This is a genomic window from Paenibacillus sp. GCM10027630, assembly GCF_042676305.1.
Classification (GTDB): Bacteria; Bacillota; Bacilli; order Paenibacillales; family NBRC-103111; genus Paenibacillus_S.
In genome coordinates, this window is the sequence record NZ_JBHTGY010000049.1 from 38,973 (window position 1) to 61,387 (window position 22,415).

Consider the following 22,415-nt stretch of genomic DNA (forward strand, 5'->3'; position numbering starts at 1 on the left):
CAGGATTGGGAATTGCAACCATAAAAAGGGTGTGGAAAGCTTATGAGTCCTGTGGCGTTTATAAATTGTCCTCTGGAGTGCTATTATATTACTATAGGTACTATAGAGAGACTGATATGTCCAATAAGGAGTGTTTGATATTATGAGAACAGAGAACCAGATTAAAAGAAAGCTGAATGAATTGATCATGTCGAAAAAGTCGTTGGAATCGAGAATGACGGCTTTACTGGAGTCAGAAGAGCAGCAAAATTCAGAGGCGGCTAAATCACTTCGTGTGCAAGCTGAGCAGGTGGAAGAATCCATTACTTTACTGGAGTGGGTATTGGATGAGCCAATAGGGAAATATCACGCATAGGCTGCTGGAATGGAGAGAAGTGGAATTTATGGATAAGAAGAAAATTCTGATCATCGAAGATGAAGAAGCCATTGCGGATCTTCTTGCCTATGGTCTGAATAAAGAAGGTTTTCATACGGTAACAGCGAGCAATGGAGCAGAAGGGCTCCGAAGCCTGGAGCAGTTCAAACCAGATCTGCTGCTGCTGGATTGGATGCTTCCCGATTCAAGCGGGCTCGAAATTTGTAAGAAAGTTACGTCGACAAACAATATTCCAATCATTATGATAACTGCAAAGTCGGACATTACGGACAAAATATTAGGTTTAGAGTTTGGAGCCGATGATTACATAACCAAACCGTTCGACTTACGGGAAGTCATCGCCAGAATTCGAACCATCTTCAGAAGAATAACCCAGGCTAACAGCCCTTCTCAGGAGCAGCTAGACAATAAAATCCGGTTTCTTGATATTGAAATTACAAAGGATGAACGAGTAGTCAAGAAAAATGAAGAAATCATTGAGCTTACCCCCAAAGAATTTGATCTCCTAATCACTCTTTACTCATATAAAGGTAAAATTTTTACCAGAACCGAGCTGTTGGATTTTGTTTGGGGCTATGAATATGCGGGAGATACAAGAACCGTTGATATTCATGTCCAAAGATTGCGTAAGAAATTAGATGCCAATGACTGGATCACAACGGTTTTTGGTGTTGGCTATAAATTTGAAAAACAGGTGGATTAACTTACATGATCCCGACAATTAAAGTTAAATTTCTAGTAGGTTTCTTCATCATTTTTTCCGTATCTCTCCTTCTGCTGAACCATTTCGTCGTCCAAATCATTGAAACGAGCAACGAAAAAATCATTACACAGGACCTGGTTAGTTTAAAGAAGAACAGCAGTGTGTATGTTAAGCAAACTTTTATGATTAATCATTACAATAATGATGAGATCTATTTTCAGCAAATGGCCAAAGAAATGGTCGAGGACTTACATCATGTAAGTTCCAGTGAAGTCAGTGCTTATACCGTAAGCGGTGATAGGATATATACGTCCAATGACCAGAAATTTATGAGTGGAATTGATGAAGATTTAAAGAATGCTCTCAACGGAAAGACGGCCTATACGATCTACTATACGAACAGCGCGGCTGAAGTTTATTATTCGTATCCTGTTGTGATGGATGGGAAAAAAGTGGGTATATTGCGGTTTGCCAAAGACTTCTCATTACTTCACGAGCAAAGTAAACATATATTAGATTTTACATTTTATGTCACTATAGCGATCTTTGCTGTCGCATTTATATTTTCCTATATTTTATCAAGAAACATTACCATACCTATCGTTAAGCTTACCCAGGCATCCACCGAAGTGACCAATGGAAATCTGAACATACGTATCGCATTTAAACGAAAAGATGAAATAGGCAAGCTCGCAAATAACTTTAGTAAAATGATTGAAAAAATCAAGATGCAGATTGGAAAAATTGAAAATGACAGGGACCGATTGGAAGAGCTAAACCGCCACCGAAAGCAGTTTTATGACAATGTTACTCACGAATTAAAAACGCCGCTCACCTCGATATTGGGATACGCAGAGATGATCCAAGAAAATGGACAGGATGACAAGGTTTTTTTCGACAAAGGAATGAATCACATCGTAGACGAGAGTAAAAGGCTGCATGAAATGGTAGTGAGCCTGTTGGAGCTTTCCAAGGAAACGACGGCTCAGGAAGCATTTGAATGTATCGAGGTTGGTCGAATTTTGCAAGATGTATGCGAGGGCATGTCCTTTAAGGCCGAGAGGTATAAAAAGACCATTCAATCCACGGTGGAAGAGTCTCTGTACGTTTACGGCAATGCGGACAAGCTTAGACAGGTTTTTATCAACGTTATCGATAATGCTATCAAATACGGTTATTCCCAATCGGATATCTCTGTACAGGCTCATCTTTTGCATGATTTCGTTCAAATAACAGTCATCAATAAGGGGGAGGAAATGAAGTCGGAAGACCTGATTAACGTTTTTGAACCGTTTTATCGGGTGGATAGACGTTTGTCCAAGGAAACGGGCAGCCGCGGTTTAGGTCTTTGCATTTGCAAGGCGATCGTTATCGAGCATGGAGGAAGTATTCATATCATGAGTGAAAATCAGGAAACGAGTGTTCATATACAATTACCGTACAGGGTGCTAAAGAGGGATCCGGTATGATCAAACAGATACTCAAGTTCATTGTACCTTATGTTATTTTCGGCTTAGTGGTGTCAGGTTGTTCTGGAGAGCTAAAAACTAAAACGATTATCATTCCTGATTCACAGGAAAGCAACCCGATTCAGACGGTAAACGAAGATTTTGTGGTGAATAAAATATATAAGCTTATGGAAGAAGATACTTCTAATGGAGACATACTTGGATGGGCGGATAAGGAACAGGTGCTGGGGGTATTCGGGAGAAAGGATAAGGAGCGCAGCCTGGAGCGTATAGATTATTCCTATAATTCTCGTCAAAAGCTGATCAATATAGCAGCAAATACGGAAGTTGAAAATGTATCTCCGAATGGAGTGTATCTTGTTAAGACAGTTGCAAATGAAGACGGCCAACGAAAGCTATTGCTCCATAATCTCACGGATAACAAAGAGGATGTAATAACTGAAATTGTAAAAACCAATATAAGAACGAATCCAGTTACCTGGTCGAATAACAGCAGATTTGTTGCCTCCCTGCAGTGGGATCGGAATAAAGCAGAAACTAAGCTGATAATTTATGATGTGATCAGTCGGAGTGCAAATGAATTATTATTTCCCAATCGTAACGAAAGGGATATGATATACAATGTTAAAGTTTCCGATGATGGAAAAAGCGTATTGCTGATGAAATTTGCGGATGGGCAGACTTATGTTGTATATGGAAAATTGGTCGGCAACGAAATGGCAAATCAATACGAGCAGCCTGTAAATAGTGAGGGAAGCTTTGATTTTATCAATGATGATCAGATCATGTTTGTCGGGCAAAAGGGTACTCTTTATTTGTATGATATCCGCAATGCCAATACCACGATTTTACTAGATCAAATTGGCAGCTTTGGACTCTCAAGCGACAGGAAATATATCGCTTTTTCCAAGGGTAGGGAAAGTATTTATGTTGCTAAATTACAAGGGAATACGGTCGTAAATGAAATAGAGATTTATAAAGGAATGATTCCGTTTCAAATGAATTGGAGTAAGGATAACAAGAAGATTTTAATATACGGCTGGAGATCCTATGGACCTCTTCCTGTTGCAGTGCCTCGTCCCGCATTAACGTCTACGCCGGAAAGAAATGGACCTTTCATCATTGAATTTAAATGAACCAAAGGTTGTGATGACTTGGAAATCATAGCCACATTTCACATCCGAAGGCAGCCGCTGTAGGCAGCTATAGTTGTTGATGTAATTACAATTACAGGACTTATTCTACCGTAATGGCTAGAATAAGTCCTTTTTCCTATTTGTGGAAAATAGAGTCACTGGAAAGTCATCATTACCATTCTTGTTAGCCGTATGACTGAGTCATGATTTTATATGTCTTACAGCTCAATTCAGTCCAAACAGGAAGGTAACGAATACTCCTTCACGAATACGAAGCGAATAAAGGAATATATAAAGACGTAGAAAGTTCCGAATCAAAGGAGGGATGAGAACTTAGGAATCTTGTATGGCTAGTTCTAATCGTTTGTTTTTCGCTATTTTCAAAGAAAGAGGGATAGAATGATGAAACAATTGACTGCCTTTTTACTTGTCGTTAGTCTGCTGCTGCAGCTCGCCGTTCCGCCTGGTCAATCCTTTGCAGCAGCTCCTTATAGTGAGCCTAAGGATAGCCTGATTGCTGCAAATGGAAGAAGCATAACGGAAAAAGTGGGAGAGCTAGTTTCAGCTGTAACCGGCAGCGTGTACGGAGGAGCATCCATGCCGGATAAAGCTCCTGCAATAGAGGCAAGTGTGATGAAGGCGGTATACCTTCAATCCGGGCCCTTGCCGCCTGTTTTATTTCCCTTAACGCCGTATGTGACTACTGAATCCGTTGAGGTTGCCGGAACGGCTGCATTGAACGGCATTGTCAGGCTGTTTGCAAGCTATGAGGGCACAACTTCCGTGGAGATTGGGGATACGGTTGCATCTGAAGTTTATGGACCGAATATAGGTCGCTTCAAGCTGAAGATTCCGTTTCCGCAGGAGGGTAATTATGAATTGACGGCATCCGTTGAGGTGAATGGGGAAGTGAGCGCAGCTTCAGGAGCGCAGCGATTTATTGTTGACCGAACCCCGCCGGCAGATCCATGGTCAATTGAATGGTCCAATGTGACATACAACTCTATTGAGCTGAAGTGGGATCACCCGATGATCAATGACCCTAACCAGCCCGGCTCCTATATCGAGGATCCTACTGTTGACCATTACATAATCGAGAAAGATGGGCAGGAGGTAAAAACGACTTCGGAACGCAACTATTTTGAAGGTAATCTGGGAGAAATGGAAAAGCTCCTATACAGAGTCCGCTCTGTAGATAAGGCTGGAAACAAGTCTCCAGGAACAGACCAATGGGTGGCAACGTTCCATAAAAATGCGGTGCGAATTGCTAAAAGGCCTGATCATGCAGAATATTCGCACATGTTTTGGAAACCAACCATTAGCAAGGACGGGAGCACAGTTGCTTATATTGGATCATTAAATCCTCAGTTTCGCGAACATGAATTGTTCGTGTACGATATGAAATCGGGTGAAACGGAACGGATTGCCGCTATGCAAGAATACTTGGTCGAAACGGAGCAGCTGTTTGATCTAAGTCCGGACGGACGGTATATTGCTTATTCCGAGTTTTTCGAAAAGGAAGATGGAGCAACAGCTTATACCATTGTAATCTATGACCGTGTCACCAAAAGCAAGGAGAGACTGCCTAAATCATTTAGCGGCTCAGCAACCTCTATTTCCATGAGTGACGACATGCAATGGATCACGTTCTCCTCCACAGCTGACGACATTGTAAGCCAAGATACGAATGAATACGGCGATGTGTTTCTTTATAACCGCTTCAGCGCAGATAAGAAGATTGTACGGATTTCGGTATCGGCTGATGGAATTCAAGGGAATGATTACAGCACAGGATCTGTCATTACTGACAATGGCCGGTATGCTATGTTCCTCTCTTACGCGAATAATTTAACTCCGGAAGCAACTAAAAGTATGGTGAAGCTGTTTATTTATGATACATCAACAGGGAAGCTAGAATATGCCCCTTTCATTAATAATGGACAAGAAAGTATGGTTTGGGATGTGAGTCCTTCTGCGGACGGCAGATACATCGTGTTCACTTCCGCTTGGCAGACGGAAGATATGAGACTGTATTTCATGGATCGGCAAACCGGAAACAGTGAGATCGTAATTTCATTTCCGAGGAATGAAGATATCGGGATAAGAAATCCTCGACTGAGCAGTGATAACCGTTATATAAGCATGAACTATTACAACTATAACCCTGAGAGCAGACCAGGACCTTATGAAGCGTTCGACTCTCAATGGGGCTCCGTTCGTTATGACCTTACTAACAAGGAGTTTAAACGAGTGGGCAATCGAGCAGGATCTACATACGATACTAGTATGTCCGGCAACGGCTCTATTGTGGCATTCACATCCAGCCACTCTGATGTATATGCGGTATGTCTGGAGGCTGAGGAGTTATGCAAAACCAAGCCGCAGCAGGAGGATGAGATACTCAGGCCAGGCTGGTCAGCCACGCCGTCAGTCCATGGCTTGCCTGTCATGGGCGGCAGCTTTACTGTACGTGCTTACAGTCAGGCAGGTAAACAGCTTGAAGCTCTTGTCGACTATAAAGTCGAGAACGGCAGCAGCATAGAAACGAAACAATTGACACTTCCGATGAACGAGACTGTTGGAACTCCAGAGCAATATACGGCCAATGTTCAGATTCCGGCTGGTACGATGGAGCTGTCAGCGATACAAATCAGGTTGAAACAGCAGCCTTCTGTATCTGTCCAGCTTGATTCATTGCCGCAGAAAGTGGCCGGCAGGTTGAAGGTAACGGTAAACTCGGAGTTTTTGGATGCACTTCAAGGAGCTTCGGTGCTGCTTTGGAGTAAAGGGAAAAACGTGGGCAACAGCAGCAAACTGACCAAGCCATCGGGGCAATCCGGGTATTTGGAGGCAGATGTTGATTTGGCCGAAGGTTCCGATTACCGTTTAACGATCGTAGATCCCGCCGGACAGAGCTTGCTTTCACAAGAAGGTGTAGCTGTGGTTAGCGGTAAGGAGATTCGTAAAGAAGTGACGGTAAACCCGCAAGCGGAAGTAAAGGTAAAGCTGCTTTCGGGACAATTAGAGGTTTCCAATCAATATGTTGAATTTTATAATTCGCAGGATCAATTATTATTTACAGGACTAACTGAATATCACGGACATGTAAGTTTGAGAGGGAATTATTATGCAGGCGACATCATTAAAATACGGCCTGCGGTTCGACCGCCTTATGCAGTGCCGCAAACGGCTTCCGTGCGCCTTCAACCGGGTTTAAATGAACAAACTATCCAGATTGAGAAGCTGACTAAAGGAAGCTTGGCTGGGATCGTTACCGACGCCAAAGGAGCTCCTCTAAGTGGAGTGAAGGTGTTACTGCAAGGGAATAATGCCCAATTCGAAGTGGAAACGGACGAATCGGGAACATACGCAATCGAGGCGGATGTAGGGAGCTATGCGAGCAGCGCCCATACAACAAAAGGCATACCGTTGAAAACGTTGGAGATCAGTTACTTTTATGTAGGAGCAGGAGAACAATTAAGGTATAGTCCGATTCTTTATAATAATGATGCCGGTATGTTGACTATTGATGCAAAGATGAAGCCTGTGGATGGAGATTGGCAGACTATCAATATTTCCGATTGGAGAGAGTCTGTTCATTACGGCTTTACAATTGAGGGATCAGGCAAAAATACATTCCATTCAGTCGGTCAGGTAGAAGGAAACCGCGTTAAAGTAAAAGGTTCGGGAGGCTCGGTTGCGAATGTTTGCTTGTCTGGCAATGAGGCTGGACTCTCCAGGTCTTGTGATGAAGTTGTACTGGATGAGCAGGTAAGCGGAACAGCGGAGCTACGATTGGTGGAGAAAGGAAGAATCCAAGGTGCGATTGCCGGAGCAACCTCAACTTCCAATTACCGGGGTGAACTTTATCAAAAGCTGGATGGCGGGTATATGAGTTTCCGTCGTTACATCAATTTGGATCGGAACGGGAATTTCTGGACTTCGGTACCGCAAAGCGGCGATTATAGGATCACCCTTGCAGGAGCTAAAACCAATCTTGAGCCGTGGCAAACTTATTCGATCGATGTCACTGTCAAGGAAGGTGAGCTCAAGGACCTTGGTCCTGTAGCGATCCCACGGTCCGACGATTTATTTCAAGGAAAGAAGGGCAACGGATTAAGTACAGAAGAGCTGAAGGCTATGCCTGGCGATACAGTCACGCTGCGTGGAAGCTACAGCCTTACGGGCATTAACTCCGTGGACGATGCTGTTCTTGCCATAGGGATTCCTGCTGGAACTCAGCTTTTGACGGACAGCGTTATGCTAAACGGTATCCAAGTAACGCCAGCAGTGAATGGTGGGACAGCAGATGTAAGGATAGGAAGTATCGTAAATGGCAAGGAAGGCTCGTTCAGTTATAGACTTAAAATTGACAATACCGCAGCTTTCGATGTGCACGCAATGGTTCGTATAAATTACAAGCGGGCTGGCAAAGCCGCGGATGAGCAACTCGGAGCCTCATTTATAAGAATAGGAGACGTGTCGTTGGAAGCGCCTGAACGGTCTGTGGGGAACTCCATCAAAGTAACTGGGCGTGCTCCGGCTGGACAAAAGGTAACGGTTCATACAGATGAACAGCTAGTCGGATACGCGGAAGCGACACCGGGCGGGATCTGGTATGCCAACATAACCTTACCGACAAAAGCAGTCGATAAAGTATGGGGAGAAAGCAGCAGGTACAGACTGACCGCACAAATTGAATCGCCTCAAGGTATCAAACAATCCCAACCGGTTATTGTATCGGTTGATTCAAATTATGCCGCCATCACGAAGTTCACAATGAGACAAACCGATGGCAGAGTGCTGAGCTTCAACCCAGGCCAAGGAGTCGCCAGATTTCCCTATGTTATTGTTCCGGGCATGACGATGTATTTTTCGATTGACTTTAATCAGCCGCAGAATGTGTCTAACGTTAAAGTTACAGTGGGAACGATAGAGGCGAAGGCAGCCTGGAATGAATCAACCCAAGCCTTCGAAGCGTTGTTCGTTCCGCCCTATTCACTAGGCACGGGCATTTTCGTCACTTATGATGAGAAACCGAAGGAATATCAAACAGGACCGGTTCCTTCCCAATCGGACTGGGAGACTTCACGCAGCAATCTTCCGGATGTTTGGCGCAATGCTACTTACGAAGTTATCGAAGATGAAGAAGTCCCGCAATGGAAAGGGGCTGCCGGTAGCGATGATGGATTCTATCATTCCAAGCCGATGAAAGTGACGTTGGATAATGAAGGGAAGGATACGCTGTTTGTTCGTTGGAAGATGAAGCCGGTTGCTAAGCCGGATCGTGGAAATACGGGACGAATTCCCTATTATGATTATTCGATGGATTGGAATGAAGCGGCTGGCATGATTACCATCAATGCTACAGTGCCTGTATCGCTGTTAAGTCCGCAGCAGCAGAACGAGTTCGCTCAACAATTCGGCTCCAAAGGCAGCCAGGATTATGTCGTTAACTCTCTGCAGTTCATCGTTTCCAATGGAAAAGCTGCAAAAGCACTCCCGATTGGTCCGTTGAACGGTCTAAGGACTTACGTAATGGACGGCCTGTCTTTAGCCAAGTACGCGGACGAATTGATTAAATTTCAGGATTACGTAATCAATAGTGAGTGTCATGTACCGACCGTTAATAATTATATTAAAGCAACCGATCTTCTTTTTGAGCAAGCTTCCAGAAATTTGGTTGTCAAAAATACGATGACGGGTCTAGGATTAATTGCCGGAACGTTAACGTTGGCAATACCGCCTGTAGGTGCTTTTGTGCTGGGAAGTACATTCAAGCTTATCGGTGATATCGGCATGAACAGTTGGAAAGAGAATTTAGACCAATTAAAGGCGGATTTTGAGAAGGACAAAAAATGGCGCGACGACATGGCTGCTGCTGGTGCCATCGATCGCTGCAAGAAGAAAGATGATGACGATAATAAAAAGAAACGTAAAGAAGATGATAAAGTTGCAGAACCGACATGGATTTGGGATCCAAGCGGCTATGTATACGAAACGCTGTCTGAAAACAGAGTGGAAGGTGTGACAGCTACACTGCTGCAGCAGGATGATGACAGCAAGCAGTGGCAAGTATGGGATTCAGCATGGTTTGGCCAGCAAAATCCTCTTGTTACCGACCGTCAAGGCCGGTATGGGTGGGATGTTCCGGAAGGCAAATGGAAGGTGCTCTATGAGAAGGAAGGCTATTTACCTGCAGAAAGCGCGGAGCTAACCGTATTGCCTCCACACTTGGATGTGAATATTCCTATGGTATCGTTGCAGGCTCCACAGGTTACCGTTATAGATGCGGTGTACGGGGATGGGGTTCAAGTGGGCTTTACGAAGTATATGTTAGACGATACTCTAACCGATGCTTCAATCCGAGTGCAGACGGCTGACGGGGACATTATTGCCGGTACAGTCGTTCCTGTCGATCCGAAGACAGATGGCATGCAGCAAACCGTGGCCAAACGATTCCGCTTCATCCCGGATCCCAATGACATTAAGTTCAAACAGGGCAATTCCTACAAGGTTGTCATTGCCGCACAATCGCTAAGCTATGCACAAGTGGCGATGAAAGAGGATTACATTGCGGATGCGGTTGTTGTAAAAGCGGCCAACACAGCCCCAACAGAAGCGACTTCTGGCTTGAGGGCAGCTGGCGGAAGCAGGCAAATAGCGCTGGAATGGCAGGCTATAGACGGAACTGATTTCAAAGCCTATAAGCTTTATTGGCAGCCCAAAGCAGGTGGGGCAGCAGGCTCGAAGGTAATTGCTGCGAATCAAACCTTTGCCGTTCTAGATGGATTGGAGCGCAGCAAAGCCTATGAACTGAAGCTTGTGACGGTTGGCCGCAACGATGTGGAATCTGCCGGTGTAAGGGTAACAGCTGAAACGGCTCAGGAGGAAGCAGTGGTAGTGGATACTACCGCACCTGCTACAGTAATGGGGGCCCGAGTAACGGCCGAGTTGACGGCCCTGACTCTTACATGGGCGGATCCCGCAGATAACGATCTGCGTAAGGTGCTTGTTTCATGGAAGAAGGACGACGATACTGGCTTTAGTATTCCGGAATATGTAGATAAAGGTGTTCAATCGATCCGTATCAGCGGTCTACTCCCAGGTACCGTGTATAAAATCCATTTAACAGCTGCGGATACGTATTGGAATGAATCGGATGTAGTGGAGCTTACAGCCCGTACCATGGATACTATAGCTCCTGGCAATATTACTGCGCCTTCAGGTGTTGGAGGAGCTAAATCTATTGCACTTAGCTGGAATGATCCGTCCGATGTTGATTTTAAGCAAATTCTTGTTTCCTGGAGAAAGCAGGGGACAACTGAGGCGTTTAGCAGTCCGGTTGTTATAGCCAAAGGTGTTAACAGCTACATCATTACAGGGCTCGGTGCGGCAACTGAGTATGAAGTCAAGCTTGTGGCTGTCGATGAGAGCGGCAATCAAGCTTCAGGTGTGACAGTAACCGCGCGTACACTTAGCGAAAATAGTTCAAGCTCCGGACGAGGCGGCGGTGGCGGCAGCGCAGTCCCGGTTGATACGACAAATCCGGGTACAACGGAAAATACAATAATGGTTGATGTTACGGCTGATCCTCAGCAGTGGAAAGGTTTCGACGGCCGTATCGGGTTGGATATTCCTGCGGGTGCATTTGCTAATGGACATAAGCTGACAGTTCAACAGGCCGGTGAAAATGAAATTGCGAAGCCGGAAATGAATAATCAATACAGCGGCGTATTTCGGTTGATGTTGGATTCTGGAAGCTTGGCGGAGCCGCTTAAGCTGACATTGAAATATGATGCCAATAAGCATCGTGACTTTGATGAACGTAAGCTGGGACTGTACCGTCAGGACGAAGCTGATCCAACGAAGTGGCACTATGCGGGTGGAATATTCGATTCCAGATCCAGTTCGATTTCAGCAACGATCGGTCGGCTTGGTACCTATGCGGTCATGGATTATAATAAGTCATTTGCCGATCTCGTCGGACATTGGTCGAAGCGGGATACCGATGTTCTCATATCCCGCCATATTGTTGATGGAATGACGGCAGATGAATTCCAGCCGGATCGTCCGGTCACGAGAGCACAATTTACGAAGCTTCTCGTAGAGATGACTATGTCCCAAGAGATAGTCACTCCTTCTGTCGGAAGCTCTGTCGAACAAGAGTCATTCGCTGATGTACCGGTTGGCGCATGGCACTATCCATACATTACAGCAGCGAAGAAACAAGGACTTGTGCAGGGTGGTGAGGACGGCATGTTCCGTCCCGAAGATCCATTAACAAGAGAAGAGCTTGCAGTACTGGTTGTACGCGCATTAGGTCTTGAGGCGCAAGTGAAGGAGCTCGAAGCATCGGGTTCATTGCCGGGCTTCACTGACGGAAGAGATATCGCATCATGGGCCGCAGCTTATGTCGAGACAGCACGCAGCCACAAGCTGATCGACGGTGTAGCGGATGGTGTATTCGGACCGCAAGCTACGGCATCACGTGCTCAAGGCAGCGTTCTGATCCTACGGGCTATGAGCAAGCTAGGATTGATAGGTCAATAATACATTTCGAACGGAGACATCCTCTTTCTAAAAGGAGATGTCTCCGTTTGTTTATTTTCTTGTCTGCAAGCTGTCTAATAGGTTGCAGTAAAAAAGAAGCCAAGATAAACGGATCTCGTTGTTTATCTTGACTTCTTTCTTCCATATCAAACGTTATTTTCGTGAGACTGTTCTTTATCATCCATAAGTGCAAGCCGATTTAATACAATTTGAACTGCAATGGCATCGTCCAGATAGCCTATCGGAAATACGTAATCAGGTATGATGTCAGTGGATAAAATAAAATAAAGCAAGGCACTTCCGATTATGGCTTGTCTTTCCGATGTAAGCTCACTTTCGCAAAACAATACATACATTTGCCTCAGCCTGTCAATAAAAGGACCGGCACTGTTCACACTTTCCACTTTCGTTCTAAAGTCCTCAAGAATGGTTCTCCGTCCTTCCTCCGTCAACGCATATTGCTCGTATTTGATCAGCTCTTTCCGAACAAGCTCAGTTGTAAACTGAGCATCGAACAGGTTGTAAGAAAGGAGAACCTCGTTGATGCTGTCTACGGATGCATGAAAGTCCGAATGCTGATCAACCTGTCTGGTACCGATGTCATATCCTGCGATCTGAAATAATTGTTCCGTTGAAATGCCAAGATGAACAGCAAAAAGCTGTAAATGGTCCAGTTTGGCGTTTTGCTTCCCGCTAATAATTCGTGAAATTGTTGCTGTATCAATTCCGGTAAGCGAGCTCAATTTACGCATTGACAATGAACGTTCTTTTAGTAATGACTTTAGGGTAGCACCAAGGTCTCTTTGCTTTTGATTCTCATATATCATCTATTATTCACTCCTTGTTAGTTATTGTTGATCAAGGGTGTTGAGTTTTCTCAACAATTCTTGAGATGGATATGCACTTTTTCTCAACATCGTCAATACAATGACAGTAACAATACAGAGGAGTGAACAATTATGGCATGGTTTCTGATTCTGGGTTTTGCGGTTTCATCGAGCCTGGATAATCTTGGTGTTGGCATATCCTATGGAATTAGGGAAATGCGCATCCGTTTTTTATCAAATCTGGTTATGGCTATCATTTGCTTTCTTTTTAGCGAAATAGGGATTTTAGGCGGGCAATGGCTTTCCAATGTTCTGCCAGGAATATTTCCAGTCTTGGTAGGGGCGTTGTTATTATTCATCATAGGAATTCGTATCATTTTATTAGCAGTTCCACGTAAGAAGAAGATATCCCTCACCAATGGCTTGGGACAGTCCGAAAGCAAATCATTAAAGGACATTTTACAAAACCCTGAAACGGCCGATACTGATAAATCTGGAGAAATCGGAATAGGTGAAGCTCTGATTCTCGGTGTCGTACTATCTGCGAATGCTGTCACAAATGGTTTAGGAGCCGGACTGCTTGGATTGTCACCATTGGCGATCTCCTTAACCGCTGCTATCGGCAGTTTCATAACCGTGTGGTTTGGTGTTGCTGTAGGCCGTAAAGTGGCGGGAATTCATATTGGTTCTTTCAACTTGGGCCAATTTGGTACGATGTTGAGCGGCATCATCCTTTTATTAATCGCATGCAATTCATTTTTTAATTGAGGCAAGTTCTGTAGTTACTTGTCTAGATATTTTACGATGCTAGGGTGCTCGTTATGACAAAATAGAAGGTGCTCCTCTTGTGGGCACCTTTTTTATTTCTGGATCATTATAAATACTTTCATGAATTCAATGAGCAACGAGGCCTGCAATTACGAATCCATTTGGCTTGAAGCCTTTTAGATACAATTTGTTTACAAGTTAGAGAAGTTTTATTAACATCTATGATCAAAAATAAAAGATGTTCACAAGGAACAAAGAGCTGGATCAATGATAAGGAGAGAGATGAGCAAATGAGAAGAGCAGTGATTACATTATTGAGTTTTACTTTGGTTATGACTATGGCCGCTTGCAGCAGCAATCCAACTAACAGCAGCGGTGAAAAAGGAGGCAAGGGGAGCGGAAGCTCTGAGATAACGGAACAGCAGAAAGGCGCTCAATCCCAAGCAGACGAAAAGATTTCATCAAGCGGAGCCCAGAATGATCTATCTTCAAAAGATAAAGCATCGCTTGAAGACAAAGCTTCACAATCCGTTGGAGCTGCGACTGAGAGCAAATCGCAACCGGAATTAAAGGGTGAAGCAGCTGAGAACAAACAACAATCTCAAGCTGCAGGTGTAACTAATGAAAGCACGGTCCGAACACCGCAACCTGTAGAAGCAGCGACACCTAATAAGGCTAGACCAATGCCAGCCGTAGAACCTGTACCGGAGAGCAGGCCTCGTCAAGCACAAGTAGTTGAACCTTCAACGGTGGCCAAGCCTCAGCCCCAGGCGTCTAGAGTGGAAGCTGTGACTCCAGAGATCAAGCTGCTGCCAACTTCACCTGGTGACCAGCCTGCACCCGAAGTTAAACCACAGCTACAGCCTTCACAGTAAGAGACTCTCGCCTTTCTGATGAAAATGGAGTAATCTAGAGGTAAATCAGGAGGGAGTGAGTATATTTGGATTTAGGGTTAAAAGGAAAGGTTGCTCTTATTACCGGAGGAAGTAAAGGGATTGGATTTCACACGGCTCTAACATTAGCGAAGGAAGGTGCCAATGTAGCCATTTGCGCCCGCAATGAGGATGATTTGCAGAAAGCTGCCGCGTACATTACCGAGAATACAGGTAAGGAGGCATTGGTTATTCAGGCGGATATGACCTCGCAGGAGGAATGTGAGCGGGCCGTAGCCGAGACTGCAGCTAGGTTTGGCCGATTGGATATTTTGGTCAACAATGCAGGAACCGCTGCCGCTGATTCGTTTGAAAAAGTAGAAACAGGAACATGGACACATGATCTTGACTTGAAATTATTCGGTGCGATCCATTGTTCTCGTGCAGCTATCCCTCATTTTCGTAAAGCAGGTGGAGGGGCTATTGTTAACTTGGCTACTTCTGCAGCCAAAACACCATCGGCCTCATCCTTACCTACTTCTGTAAGCCGTGCTGCCGGTTTGGCGCTTACCAATGCTATGAGCAAAGATTTGGCGGCTGACGGTATAAGAGTTAATGCAGTATGTATAGGTACGATACGTAGTGATCAGATTGAGAAAATGTGGAAGAAGATGGCGCCGGATATGACTTGGGAGCAATTCGCCACGGATCCGAAGCATGCTATTCCGCTTGGTCGAATAGGAAATACAGAGGAAGCGGCTAATGTTATCGCTTTTCTAGTATCTGATGCAGCTTCCTATGTAACAGGAACCTCAGTGAATGTTGATGGAGGAAAAGGCGCGGCTCTTTAAGCTGGATGAATTTATTGCTGGCAGACTTTTCTGCTAGAGGTTACATATAAACAGACAAAAACCTTGCCGTTTGACGACAGGGTTTTTGTCTGTTTATATGTAACAAGCAAGGTAATTAAATCGGCAAGCTTTCTTGGATTGAACAGTTCAAGTACTGCTGATATGATTGAGATAGACCAGACTACCCATTGACATAACCGGGGATTAGATTAAGCTATAGCATACATGGATTGAATTGAAATCAAATAAGCGGTATTTTTATGTATGAGGGGCGAACGTATTATTGAAGACATTAATTATTGCTGAAAAGCCTGATATGGGGCGCAATATTGCGGCCGCTATTGATCCTAAGGCCAAAAATTTCCGGACATATATAGAAGGAGAGCAATACATTATTACATGGGCCATTGGGCATCTGATTGGCTTGGCCGAGCCGGATGCTTATGCCGAGAAGTATAAGAAATGGAATTTTCAAGATTTACCGATCATTCCAGATCACTTCAAGCTGGTGCCCAATGCCAAAACGAAGGATCAATTGAAAGTCATTGCCGATTTGGCCAAGCGCAGTGAAAGGCTTGTTAATGCCTGTGATGCGGGACGAGAGGGGCAGCATATTTTTTCGCTCATTCAGAGGCATTTGAAATTGCCGCAACCGGTAAAAAGGCTGTGGATTTCCGATTTGACACCGGAGACTATTCGCAAAGGCTTTGCCGAGCTTCGGGAAGGTGCGGAGTACGAGAATTTAACTAAAGCGGCCCGTGCCAGGAGCGAAGCAGATTGGCTAATTGGGATGAATGGCTCGCGGGCTTTTACTACCAAGCATCAGGTGCTGCTGTCAGTTGGCCGTGTGCAAACACCGGTACTGGCGATATTGTATGATCGTCAAAAGGAAGTCGAAGCGTTTAGCTCCAACAAATTTTATGATGTAGAAGCGATTTTTACACAAGAAGAAACCGAATATAAAGGGATGTGGCAGGGGGATAGATTGACGGATCCTGAGAAGGCCCAGGCCCTTGTAGATAAATGCAAGAAAAAGCCTGGCACCATCGCCAGCTACGAAGTAAAGGATACGAAGGAATATCCTTTTAAGCTGTATGATTTGACACTTTTGCAGCGGGAAGCGAATGCGAAATTCGGGTTTTCAGCAAAAAAGACGCTGGATGTAGCGCAGGCGTTGTATGAGAAGCATAAAGTTATCAGCTACCCGCGGACCAATTCAAATTACGTTAATGAACAAAACATTCCCGAGATGCATCGAGCGTTGGATCAGCTTCGCGGTACCTCTTATGACGAGCTGGTGGCTGGGGCGGAGAAACGTTTTGTGCATAAAAATAATAAAGCGGTTTGCAATCCGGCCAAGGTCGAAGATCACCATGCTATACTTCCTACGCATAAAAAGGCTGGCGGATTATCGGCGGACGAGCAGCATATTTATGACTTGGTTGTAAGAAGGTTTTTATCCCATTTCTATCCAGCAGCGGAATATAAGGTGCATACCGTACTAACTTCTGTTGAAGAGGAGTCGTTCAAAAGCACGATCAAACAGCTGCTCTCTATCGGATGGAAAGTAATATATGCCGATCAAAAGAAGGATAAGCCTAAAGCAAAGGGCAAGGCTGAAAAAAATGAGGATGATGACCAAGCCGCCGAAGAGGAGATTAGTACGCCCTTTAGCCTGAAGGAAGATGAAGGTGTACAATGCTCTAAAATAGCTGCCAAAGAAAAGGAGACGCAGCCGCCTAAGTCATATACGGAAGGAACTCTGCTGAAAGCTATGGAGGGCGCAGGCAAGCAGGTTGAAGATGAGGAGCTTCGCGATGCGATGAAGGATTCCGGTCTTGGCACACCTGCAACGCGCGCTTCGGTTATCGAGCGGCTCAAGCATGTAGGCTATATTGTGATGCAGGGGAAACGAATTGTCATTACGCAGAAGGGGCGCATGGCAGTGGAGCTGATCCGCCAAGCAGGCGTCGATCTGTTGACATCGCCGGAAATGACCGGCCATTGGGAGCGCAGGCTTAATGAAATTGCGCGTGGTTTGGCTTCGGATGACACGTTCATGGCTAACGTGAAGAAGTTCACGAATCTGATCATCGACAAGGTTCGCATCCAGTCGAGGGCGGCGAAGCAAGCCTTCGAAAGCGAGGCGCAGCCGGCGGCAGCTGCGGCTAAGCGTGCGCCGCGTAAGCGCAGCGCTGCTTCGGGGGATGCCGAAGCAAGCGAGGGCGACGCAGCCGCGCCCGCGAAGCGCACGCGCGCCAAGCGTAGCAGCGAAGCTGCGGAGGCGCCAGCCGCAGCCGTGCGCACGCGGCGAGGCGCCGCTGACGCCGGCGAAGCCGCCACCGCGGCAGCGCCGCAGCTGCGCAGCGCCGGGCGCGTGCCTGAGCCGGGCGGCGCTGCGCGCGTCGGCATCGCGGCCTGCCCGCGGGCGGGCTGCGCGGGCAGGATCATAGCCGGCAAGCGCGGCTATGGCTGTACGGNGGCGCTGCGCGCGTCGGCATCGCGGCCTGCCCGCGGGCGGGCTGCGCGGGCAGGATCATAGCCGGCAAGCGCGGCTATGGCTGTACGGAATACAAAGCCGGCTGCGGCTTTGTAATCTGGAAGGACAGCTTCGGCGCAGACCTGTCGGAGCGAGATGCCCGTCAATTGGTAGAGCAAGGAAGCAGCTCTGCAATGACCTTGACCGACGATGGAGGCGGCGTTGTGCAGGGAAGGCTTATCTTAATAGATAAGAGCACCGGGAAGGTTGCGCTTGAGCAGGCATAAGCGCAGTGATGGACAATCTCTTCATTTAAGATGAAGGTTTCAAATCTATAGCGTTTGATCATAATGAAGGAGGAGGCTAAGCAAAAATGCGTGAAATTCCTGTACCGTATGTTCGGGCGAATCAAGCTGGAATTGTGCTTTTTGTTGTTCTGGCCATCGTATTGCAGCAACCGGTGTTTATCGCCGCAATATGGGCAATTCAAGCAATTGGATTATGGAGAGGCTTTCGAGCTAACTTGATTGTCAGATTGGCAACACCGTTTTTAGCCTCACGTGTGGCAGGAGCCCAAACGGAATCAGCAGAGCTGCTGCGATTTAACAATTCCATTGCCGTTATCCTATTAACCATTTCCTTATTTTGTTTTTGGGTGATTCATTCTGCTGTTGCTGGATACATTGCTGCCGCTATGGTGGCTATTGCCGCACTGATTGCAATTTGTGGCTTCTGTGTCGGCTGTTTTCTTTACTACCAGTTTAAAAAACGTTTGCGTTGAAAATTCACTAATCGGGAAGGATTGACGATCTGATGACATCACCGATTTGTTCTCCAGACCTTTCATCTAGACCATTTACTCTGAAAGTAGAGCGTCTGATGGCTGCGTCGCCTGACGTACTCTTCAAGGCATGGACCAAGCAATTCGACCGTTGGTTTGCAGCACCGGGTTCAGTGATCATGCAGGGTGAAGTCAATACGGTCTTCTTCTTTGAGACCATTTACAAACATGAGGCGCAAAGCGAGGCACAACGTCATCCCCACTATGGAAGATTTCTTAGACTTGAACAAGATCGTCTTGTTGAAATAACATGGGTTACAGGAGCTGGAGGAACAAAGGGAGCTGAGACGGTAGTCACCGTTGAGCTGGAGCCTAATAGCACCGGTACGCTGCTGCGTCTTACACATGCAGGATTCCCGGATGAGGAATCGAGGGACGGTCACGAATATGCTTGGCCGTTTGTGCTTGAGCAATTAGATAAGCAAATGATCGCAAGTACGAAACGAAAATCGTCTTGAATTGATGCTGCCTTTTATGAGAGAAGGAGTTACTTTGCGATTTATTGACCAAACGGCACGAGTAATGATAAACATCATTCGAAGCAAATCGAAGAGTTTATAAAGGAGCACATATTTCATACGACTTACGCTTGGGTTTAAAGTATTTGATCTTTTGATCGAGTACTTTTTTTATTTTCCGAAGGAGGTACAAAGATGGAATGCTTTAAAGAGTTTACCGCCAATGTTAATTGGATTGAGGGTATTGTTCGATTTTTTCGTGATACTGCAATGTAACAAGGTAGTGCTGCTTCATTCGCAATCACCGGTTTATTTTTCAAGAAACTTTCCCAGTGGCTTATAAATCGCGTCCACCATCTGGGTGGGTCCCGGCATGTCCGGATTGAAAACAAGCAGGATGGCAAGCAGCCATCCGATTATCGTTATTGCTGCAAAGGTCACTTTCTCCTTTTTCAGATGTTGATTCATTTTCGGCCATTCATACATAGCAATGAGAACCGCGATGACCGTTATCACCATTATGGTTGCCCATCTCACTTTTTCTTCACCTCTTTTTCTGGTCTAATCGCTCCCTCGGTGGACAAGCCCGGTCGGAGTATTTTCGCTTTCGCTTCAATGTTCACTTCAATTTCAGGGAATATTTCGTCCCAGCGTTCCTTTGCCTCTTCCCATTGCTTCGGGTATTTACGATGAAAAGCGTCTGCAAAACCGAAGATGTCCGCCTTGAACTTTTTTTGTCCTTGATCAAGAGCCATCTTAATGCGCTTTTCGATATCTTCTTTCAAATCATTTTCTATTTTATTTACAAATTTTGGATTCATCAAGTTCAGATTGGTTGTATTTTGGATCACATCGTCTTCCGTTTCAATTCTGACCGTCATGGTCCATTTTTCATCCTTAATTTCCGGAATCAGCTCCGTTTTACTGTGCAGCAATCTCGTGGATACATGACCATCTGCCTCCTTTGGCGTAACGGTAACGATGGCTGATTTGATCTCGTTCCTCAGCCACAGCAATCCCCTGGTCACCTTATCATCGATCCGTCCGACCATTTTATCTTTCTTAAACACGGCAGTTCCAATAATGTAGGGAATCGTTTGTTTTTCCTTCTTATCCGGCATCGGCGGCAATATTTCAACCCAAGGCAGGGCAATTGTACCCGCATCACCTGCCAGCATTTGCGCCAAATCTTTGACCGTTGTTTGCACCCCGATTCGGGTTTTCGCCATTTCCCGAAGCACTTCCGACGAGCTTCGTTCAAGCGGGGGGAACAATCCCATTACAGCCTTTGCTTTTCCTTTGCAGACAAGCACATCAGCGCGTTCGCGGGGTTCCGGATCCCGCATCAAAAAATCAATATGCTCACGAATTCCTTCCTTCGCCATTTTCTCGCCGATGACGAATACTTCGCCATGCCCCCAGAAGATTTTGCGCGGAAGCTTCTCTTGTAGCTTGGCAATCGCATCAGCAATCGTAGTTCCTTCCTCGGATCTTACCAACGTTTGTTCTGTACTGCCACCACCGCCACTGCCACTACCACTACCTGCCATGCCCCCCCCGCCCCCCGACGCTCTCGGAATAAACACTTGAACGGAAAGTTCGATGGTCTTATCATCCTTTTTATCAATCCCTGTTGCCAAAACCAGTGCCAAATCATTGACTTCTGTTCTGTCCCAGCAGCCAGTGAGCATCATCAGGATGATTAAGAGCGAAACTATGAGGAGCACTTTTCTTGAAAAAGAGGCATTCATCTTTTAGCTCTCCCTTTTTTATTGAATTTATTTTGTATGGAAGCGATGAATAATAGTAACGTTGGAACGGCTAATTACATGGATAATATATAAAAGGTTATGGACGTAACTTATGCAACTGGTAGGCTTAAACACGACAAGAAATCCAACCCTTGGTTGGACCTCGGATCTACCAACTGGTTACCGGTGCTAGTTAGCTCTTTTTCTGTTGAACTTTTGTTGTACGAAAACGATGAGTAACAGCAACATTGGAATAACTGCTTTTATAGAGATAAGATAAAAAAATGCTGACGTACGGAAAAAATAGGACAGCTCCTGCAAGTTGGGTGCTACCCAAATACTGATTGGCACCAATAGAAAACCGAGTGGAAATACAATCGGTCGGTAGTCGGACAGATTCAACCATTGCGAGGTGATAAGAACAAGCACATAATAAAACATTGAAATTTTAACAAACGCACCCAGCACCCAAAACGCCATCACGAGCGACTCCATATGTTCAAGAAAGTCGGCAAGGCTGATGTATCGTGCCGCGATCATCACCGGATAATTGAAACTACCTATAATTGTTCCGAATAAGAAAAGAGCTACAATACTTGTAACCACCATAGTAAGCATCACTGCAAACACCGAAATCATTCCCCACTTCATTCCTTTTTCCCGATCGGTCAAGAATGGGAGCAGGAAAGTAATGTCAATGAATTCAACGAACCAGCTTTGTGCTGGAATAGAACCCATGAGGGAGGGTTTAATTCCCTTCTCCATCACCGGAAACATATGGTTCGGTTTCAGGTCCGGAATGAGCAGAATACACATCAATAGGAGAAAAATAATGATAACCGGAACGAACATCTGGGCGGACCTTCCCAGCACTTCTACACCGCCCCGCACAGCAAAAGCGCAGACCAGTACCATACTACTTGTGACCACGACGATCGGGGTTTCAGGAAGAAAAGTACCAACTAGGAACTCCCCGTATTGCCTGATGACGAAACCATTATCATGCACATAGACGAAAAAGTAGACGAACCCAAGAATCTTTCCTGGGATCTGACCGAGGATATGTCCACTGTATCCGATGATGCTCTCCTTCGGGTACAGCTTATTCAACTGATAGGCGATAAACACCATAAGAATCCCCATTAAAGAAGCCCAAATTGGCGATAGCCACATATCTCGCCCGGCATGTGTCGCCATGATCGTCGGCACCGAGATAATAGCTGTTGCGATTATCGTCGGATACATCATGATCGCCATCTGGAATGCGGAAATTTTGCCTTTTTCGATCATCTTTTTTTCAACCCCTAAGTTAATCTGAATCCCAGCAAACG

At 45.6% G+C, this 22,415-nt stretch carries 15 protein-coding genes; 11 read left to right on the forward strand and 4 right to left on the reverse strand.

The features are described 5' to 3' along the window. The first annotated feature begins 142 nt into the window (after positions 1-142). The 5 genes from ACFQ0C_RS23415 to ACFQ0C_RS23435 all read left to right on the forward strand — a co-directional run bounded on the left by ACFQ0C_RS23415 (position 143) and on the right by ACFQ0C_RS23435 (position 12,237). Complete coding sequence (locus ACFQ0C_RS23415) at positions 143-355, forward strand: hypothetical protein (RefSeq protein WP_379370112.1); 213 nt, start codon at positions 143-145, stop codon at positions 353-355. Positions 356-383: 28 nt separating this feature from the next. Continuing rightward, the gene (locus ACFQ0C_RS23420) at positions 384-1,079 is read left to right on the forward strand and encodes a response regulator (protein WP_379370114.1); all 696 of its coding nucleotides are present in this window, start codon (positions 384-386) and stop codon (positions 1,077-1,079) included. A 5-nt stretch (positions 1,080-1,084) separates the two neighbouring features. Beyond that, entirely contained in the window at positions 1,085-2,548 is a 1,464-nt protein-coding gene (locus ACFQ0C_RS23425) for a sensor histidine kinase (protein ID WP_379370116.1), read from the forward strand. Beyond that, the gene (locus ACFQ0C_RS23430) at positions 2,545-3,684 is read left to right on the forward strand and encodes a hypothetical protein (RefSeq protein WP_379370119.1); all 1,140 of its coding nucleotides are present in this window, start codon (positions 2,545-2,547) and stop codon (positions 3,682-3,684) included. Before ACFQ0C_RS23425 ends, ACFQ0C_RS23430 begins: the two co-directional genes overlap by 4 nt. A 399-nt stretch (positions 3,685-4,083) precedes the next feature. Beyond that, the gene (locus ACFQ0C_RS23435) at positions 4,084-12,237 is read left to right on the forward strand and encodes an S-layer homology domain-containing protein (protein ID WP_379370121.1); all 8,154 of its coding nucleotides are present in this window, start codon (positions 4,084-4,086) and stop codon (positions 12,235-12,237) included. Positions 12,238-12,383: 146 nt separating this feature from the next. Here ACFQ0C_RS23435 and ACFQ0C_RS23440 read toward each other — a convergent pair whose 3' ends face one another. Beyond that, complete coding sequence (locus ACFQ0C_RS23440; protein ID WP_379370123.1) at positions 12,384-13,064, reverse strand: DUF1232 domain-containing protein; 681 nt, start codon at positions 13,062-13,064, stop codon at positions 12,384-12,386. A 132-nt stretch (positions 13,065-13,196) separates the two neighbouring features. Between ACFQ0C_RS23440 and ytaF the strand changes: the two genes are divergently transcribed. From ytaF to ACFQ0C_RS23470, 6 genes are all read left to right on the forward strand, one after another. After that, complete coding sequence (gene ytaF / locus ACFQ0C_RS23445) at positions 13,197-13,832, forward strand: sporulation membrane protein YtaF (protein ID WP_379370125.1); 636 nt, start codon at positions 13,197-13,199, stop codon at positions 13,830-13,832. Positions 13,833-14,122: 290 nt separating this feature from the next. After that, a complete protein-coding gene (locus ACFQ0C_RS23450; protein WP_379370127.1) occupies positions 14,123-14,707 on the forward strand; it encodes a hypothetical protein in 585 nt (194 codons plus the stop codon). A gap of 65 nt (positions 14,708-14,772) precedes the next feature. Beyond that, positions 14,773-15,555, forward strand: a complete 783-nt coding sequence (locus ACFQ0C_RS23455; protein WP_379370129.1) for an SDR family NAD(P)-dependent oxidoreductase — start codon at positions 14,773-14,775, stop codon at positions 15,553-15,555. A 283-nt stretch (positions 15,556-15,838) separates the two neighbouring features. Continuing rightward, a complete protein-coding gene (locus ACFQ0C_RS23460; protein ID WP_379370131.1) occupies positions 15,839-18,097 on the forward strand; it encodes a DNA topoisomerase 3 in 2,259 nt (752 codons plus the stop codon). A gap of 310 nt (positions 18,098-18,407) precedes the next feature. Further along, on the forward strand, positions 18,408-18,815 hold the full coding sequence (locus tag ACFQ0C_RS23465) for a DUF4395 domain-containing protein (RefSeq protein WP_379370133.1): 408 nt from the start codon (positions 18,408-18,410) through the stop codon (positions 18,813-18,815). Between the two features lie 32 nt (positions 18,816-18,847). Continuing rightward, positions 18,848-19,333, forward strand: a complete 486-nt coding sequence (locus tag ACFQ0C_RS23470; RefSeq protein ID WP_379370135.1) for an SRPBCC family protein — start codon at positions 18,848-18,850, stop codon at positions 19,331-19,333. Positions 19,334-19,642: 309 nt separating this feature from the next. On the opposite strand, the gene ACFQ0C_RS23475 is transcribed toward ACFQ0C_RS23470, so the two are convergent. The 3 genes from ACFQ0C_RS23475 to ACFQ0C_RS23485 form a co-directional block, all read right to left on the reverse strand. Then, complete coding sequence (locus ACFQ0C_RS23475; protein WP_379370137.1) at positions 19,643-19,870, reverse strand: hypothetical protein; 228 nt, start codon at positions 19,868-19,870, stop codon at positions 19,643-19,645. Further along, complete coding sequence (locus ACFQ0C_RS23480; RefSeq protein ID WP_379370139.1) at positions 19,867-21,084, reverse strand: Ger(x)C family spore germination protein; 1,218 nt, start codon at positions 21,082-21,084, stop codon at positions 19,867-19,869. The genes ACFQ0C_RS23475 and ACFQ0C_RS23480 overlap by 4 nt, the downstream gene beginning before the upstream one ends. A 189-nt stretch (positions 21,085-21,273) precedes the next feature. Beyond that, entirely contained in the window at positions 21,274-22,374 is a 1,101-nt protein-coding gene (locus ACFQ0C_RS23485; RefSeq protein WP_379370141.1) for a GerAB/ArcD/ProY family transporter, read from the reverse strand. Positions 22,375-22,415 lie beyond the last annotated feature (41 nt).

Bases quoted from the DNA above. Each gene is read 5' to 3' on its own strand.
- ACFQ0C_RS23430 (WP_379370119.1), top strand. From the start codon at position 2,545: ATGATCAAACAGATACTCAAGTTCATTGTACCTTATGTTATTTTCGGC.
- ACFQ0C_RS23420 (WP_379370114.1), top strand. From the start codon at position 384: ATGGATAAGAAGAAAATTCTGATCATCGAAGATGAAGAAGCCATTGCG.
- ACFQ0C_RS23415 (WP_379370112.1), top strand. From the start codon at position 143: ATGAGAACAGAGAACCAGATTAAAAGAAAGCTGAATGAATTGATCATG.
- ACFQ0C_RS23480 (WP_379370139.1), bottom strand. From the start codon at position 21,084: ATGAATGCCTCTTTTTCAAGAAAAGTGCTCCTCATAGTTTCGCTCTTA.
- ACFQ0C_RS23425 (WP_379370116.1), top strand. From the start codon at position 1,085: ATGATCCCGACAATTAAAGTTAAATTTCTAGTAGGTTTCTTCATCATT.
- ACFQ0C_RS23440 (WP_379370123.1), bottom strand. From the start codon at position 13,064: ATGATATATGAGAATCAAAAGCAAAGAGACCTTGGTGCTACCCTAAAG.
- ACFQ0C_RS23435 (WP_379370121.1), top strand. From the start codon at position 4,084: ATGATGAAACAATTGACTGCCTTTTTACTTGTCGTTAGTCTGCTGCTG.
- ACFQ0C_RS23485 (WP_379370141.1), bottom strand. From the start codon at position 22,374: ATGATCGAAAAAGGCAAAATTTCCGCATTCCAGATGGCGATCATGATG.
- ACFQ0C_RS23450 (WP_379370127.1), top strand. From the start codon at position 14,123: ATGAGAAGAGCAGTGATTACATTATTGAGTTTTACTTTGGTTATGACT.
- ACFQ0C_RS23465 (WP_379370133.1), top strand. From the start codon at position 18,408: ATGCGTGAAATTCCTGTACCGTATGTTCGGGCGAATCAAGCTGGAATT.
- ACFQ0C_RS23470 (WP_379370135.1), top strand. From the start codon at position 18,848: ATGACATCACCGATTTGTTCTCCAGACCTTTCATCTAGACCATTTACT.
- ytaF (WP_379370125.1), top strand. From the start codon at position 13,197: ATGGCATGGTTTCTGATTCTGGGTTTTGCGGTTTCATCGAGCCTGGAT.